Source organism: Phytobacter sp. V69, assembly GCF_965644215.1.
Lineage (GTDB): Bacteria > Pseudomonadota > Gammaproteobacteria > Enterobacterales > Enterobacteriaceae > Phytobacter.
The window spans coordinates 1-3,633 of sequence record NZ_CBFFRL010000315.1 but is presented as its reverse complement, the minus strand read 5'-3'; the positions used below and the strand labels follow the sequence as shown (position 1 = coordinate 3,633).

At 52.6% G+C, this 3,633-nt stretch carries 4 protein-coding genes and 1 pseudogene; 4 read left to right on the top strand and 1 reads right to left on the bottom strand.

Annotation, left to right across the window (positions count from 1 at the left end; genetic code table 11):
• Positions 1–74 precede the first annotated feature (74 nt).
• From ACSZPU_RS24345 to ACSZPU_RS24330, 4 genes and pseudogenes are all read left to right on the top strand, one after another.
• Positions 75–326, top strand: a pseudogene (locus ACSZPU_RS24345) (LysR substrate-binding domain-containing protein); the annotation flags it as partial.
• Between the two features lie 222 nt (positions 327–548).
• On the top strand, positions 549–1,247 hold the full coding sequence (locus ACSZPU_RS24340) for an amino acid ABC transporter permease (protein ID WP_499004139.1): 699 nt from the start codon (positions 549–551) through the stop codon (positions 1,245–1,247).
• Positions 1,225–1,992, top strand: coding sequence for an amino acid ABC transporter ATP-binding protein (locus ACSZPU_RS24335; protein ID WP_499004138.1), 768 nt, complete (start codon positions 1,225–1,227; stop codon positions 1,990–1,992). The genes ACSZPU_RS24340 and ACSZPU_RS24335 overlap by 23 nt, the downstream gene beginning before the upstream one ends.
• Positions 1,993–2,026: 34 nt before the next feature.
• Entirely contained in the window at positions 2,027–2,800 is a 774-nt protein-coding gene (locus tag ACSZPU_RS24330) for an amino acid ABC transporter substrate-binding protein (protein ID WP_499004141.1), read from the top strand.
• Positions 2,801–2,929: 129 nt separating this feature from the next.
• Here the strand turns inward: ACSZPU_RS24330 and ACSZPU_RS24325 are convergent, their stop codons facing one another.
• Positions 2,930–3,541, bottom strand: a complete 612-nt coding sequence (locus ACSZPU_RS24325; RefSeq protein WP_499004137.1) for an MFS transporter — start codon at positions 3,539–3,541, stop codon at positions 2,930–2,932.
• Between the last annotated feature and the right edge of the window lie 92 nt (positions 3,542–3,633).

Genomic DNA, 3,633 nt, shown 5'->3' with positions numbered 1-3,633 from the left:
TACAGCTCAGCTAAGGTAAGGCTAATACAGCTAAGGACTCCACTGAACCCCACCGATTAAATCGCACCTTCCCTAACAGCGGCAGCGTTGTACTGATTTGGACGCGAAAAGGGCATGGTATTGCGTTACGTTCGACATGGGATGTGGCTGAATTCATTGAACACGGCGAACTGGTACATATATTACCGCAGTGGTATCAGGAGGCGAATATCTGGGCGGTATATACCCGACGAGCGTCCAGCGCTGAACGTATCAAAACGTGTATCGATTTTTTGACCAATTACCTGGCACAACGATTGCCGGGACTCAAAGATGCTGCGTTATAGTCGTTATTCATTCACTGTGCGCGTTGGAGTATCTTGCGTGGTTTCGTATAGATGAAATATGAAAAAGCATTCCCATAAATAGCAATTGTTAAAAGTAGCTATCCATTCCTGGTATATCTCGATACGTCCGCAATTACCCCGTGATAGACTCGCCTTATAAAATAGAGTTATGCCATTCAATTTATAACAACTGAAAATAATAATTTTCAGGGAAGGTGAAGTGTGCCCGATTGGTTATCGCTAGCAATAGATTCATTTTGGCCAATGCTTTATGCCGGGCTGACATTTACTATTCCATTAACGCTAATTACCTTCGTCCTGGGATTAATTCTGGGATTCGTCGTGGCGTTAATTCGTTTATATGGGCCGGCGCCACTTAAAAGCGTGGTGCGCTTCTATGTCTGGATTATTCGCGGCACGCCGCTGCTGGTGCAACTGTTCCTTATTTTTTACGCTCTGCCGAATGCGGGTATTACGCTGGATGCCTTCCCGTCGGCGGTGATCGGCTTTACGCTGAACATTGGTGCCTATACCTCAGAAGTGATCCGCGCAACGCTGCTCTCGGTGCCGAAAGGCCAGTGGGAGGCGGCGCATTCCATCAGCATGAGCTGGAGCCAGTCGCTGCGCCACATCATTTTGCCGCAGGCGGCACGGGTGGCGGTACCACCGCTATCAAACACCTTTATTTCGCTGGTGAAAGATACCTCGCTGGCCTCGGTGATTACGGTTCCTGAAATGTTTCTCGCCGCACAGCGTATTGCCGCCGTCACCTATCAGCCGCTTATTCTTTATACCGAAGCCGCACTGCTCTATCTGCTGATCAGCTCCGTTTTATCGTATTTACAGTCGCAGTTGGAAACCCGATTAGAAAGAAATACCGTGGCTAAGGAAAATAATAATGATAACGCTATCCGGACTTGAGAAAAGTTTTGGCTCGCAGAAGGTCCTGCACGATATTTCTCTAAATCTTCCAGAAGGGAGCGTTACGGCATTAATTGGCCCTTCCGGCAGTGGGAAAAGCACCTTATTACGCTGCGTCAATTTACTGGAAATACCCCAGGCCGGAACGGTGAAAATTGGCAGTGAAGATATTTCATTTAACGGACACGCAAAGCCGAAGAAAAAAGACATCCGGCGGATTTGCCAGCAGACCGGCATGGTCTTTCAGAACTTTCAGCTATTCCCGCACTTAACGGTGCTGGAAAACATCACGCGTGGGCTGGTGGTAGTGCAGAAATGGCCCGTCGCCAAAGCCCGTGCGCGGGCGGAAGAGCTGCTCACCAAAGTTGGCATGCTGCACAAGCGCGACGCCTGGCCGGCGATGCTCTCCGGCGGCCAGCAGCAGCGCGTGGCGATTGCCCGTGCGCTGGCCCCGTCGCCGAAAGTTTTGCTCTGCGATGAACCCACTTCGGCGCTCGACCCTGAACTGTCGCTGGAAGTTGTCGCCGTGCTGCGCCAGCTCGCCCAGGAAGGCACCACCATGCTGATGGCGACGCACGATTTACGACTGGCGGCGAATATCGCCAACCAGGTCGTTTTTCTGGAGTCCGGGCACATCGTGGAGAGCGGCACATCGAAGGCCATCTTCACCCAGGCGAAGAAGACGCGAACCCAACTGTTTATTTCCACCCTAACCGACACCCTTCCCGATTCCTGGGAAATTTAAAACAACAACACGGCAACTCTTTAAGGAGCTAATGATGAAGGTATTAGTCACTGCACTACTGGCCACCGCCATCCAACTGAGCGTTTCTCATGCTGCGTTTGCGGCCAACGATCTGTCCAGTATCAAATCTGCCGGGGTGTTGAAAATCGGCACCGAAGGCACCTATCCACCGTTCACCTACCATGACGCTTCCGGAAAACTGGTGGGGTTTGACGTGGAGATTGGCCGTGAAATCGCTAAACGTATCGGTGCGAAGGCAGAGTTTGTCGAAGGCAAATGGGATGGCCTGATTGCCGGGCTGGACGCGAAGCGCTACGACGCGGTCATCAACCAGGTGTCGATCACCCCTGAGCGTCAGGCAAAATTTGATTTCTCCGAGCCTTACATCTCCTCCAAAGCGGTGCTGATCGTCAACAGCAACAACACGGCGATCAAGAGCTTCGATGACCTCAAAGGCAAGAAATCTGCCCACACCCTGACCAGTAACTATGCGCAGCTGGCGCGTAAGTACGGTGCGGAAGTGGTGGGCACCGATGGCTTCGATCAGTCCGTTTCACTGGTGGTGCAGGGCCGCGCGGATGCCACCATCAACGACAACCTGTCGTTCCTCGACTTCAAAAAACACAAACCGGATGCACCGGTCAAAATCGTGGCTTCACAAAATGATGCTGAGCAGGTCGGAGTGCTGATTCGTAAGGACAATCCAGAGCTGCAGCAGGCGATCAACAAGGCTCTCGACGGGATTAAATCAGACGGAACCTACCAGAAGATCTCCAACACTTACTTCGGGACCGATGTGTCGAAATAACGGGTGGGCCGCAGCGGTCATTGTACCGCTGTAGGTTTCGAAAAACGCAAAGGATAACAACGTAAAGGTTGTAAAAAAGGCAGCAGCCATACGGAGAGCCGGGGCTGACTGCTGCCAAAGGCAGTGCGGTTACTGCGCTTTTTCTTTGATTAACATTGCAAGGATAAAGAACACGGCGACGAAGGCGATGATGCAGTTAAAGCCCGTCGAGATACCGTAGCTGTCGGAGACCTGGCCGATGACCGAGCCAGCCAGCGCGCCGCCGAAGCCAGAGGCAACATAAATCAGCCCCATCACCGACCCGCTTTTGCTGGTCAAACGTGTGGCAATGGCTGCCGCCGTCGGGAACAGCACGGACATGGCGAAACCGAACAGCATAAACAGGTAGACGAACTCCACGACCAGCATGCGGCTAACGATGATGGAACCCAGCGACAGAATCGAGAACCAAATCAGCGTCCGGCGCTCGCCCAGTTTCAGGGTGATAAAACCGCCAATCACGCGGCCAATGGTGAACAGCCCGGCAAACGAGGAGATCACGTAGGCGGCTTTTGCGGCTTTACCAGCGGCGTCGAGATCGGCGATATCGAGTGCGGCATAGAAAATCGGGAAGAAGTTCAGGAACGCCGCTTCGGCCGCCACGTAGAACAGCAGGAAGGCGATCACGACCATGATGCGCTTCTGGGTCAGCAGCTCGATAAAGTCACTCATCTTCATGCTGGACTGGGCATTGTTCTCCATCTTCAACGTACTCAGAACTAGATAGTGTCGTCACAAGATTTTAGCCCAGAGAGCGATGCATCTGATCTGGACGGCAGCGAGAAATGAGGCCG

What these genes read in the sequence shown, in the direction of transcription:
- ACSZPU_RS24335 (WP_499004138.1), top strand. Translation starts at nt 1,225, where the DNA reads ATGATAACGCTATCCGGACTTGAGAAAAGTTTTGGCTCGCAGAAGGTC.
- ACSZPU_RS24330 (WP_499004141.1), top strand. Translation starts at nt 2,027, where the DNA reads ATGAAGGTATTAGTCACTGCACTACTGGCCACCGCCATCCAACTGAGC.
- ACSZPU_RS24325 (WP_499004137.1), bottom strand. Translation starts at nt 3,541, where the DNA reads ATGGAGAACAATGCCCAGTCCAGCATGAAGATGAGTGACTTTATCGAG.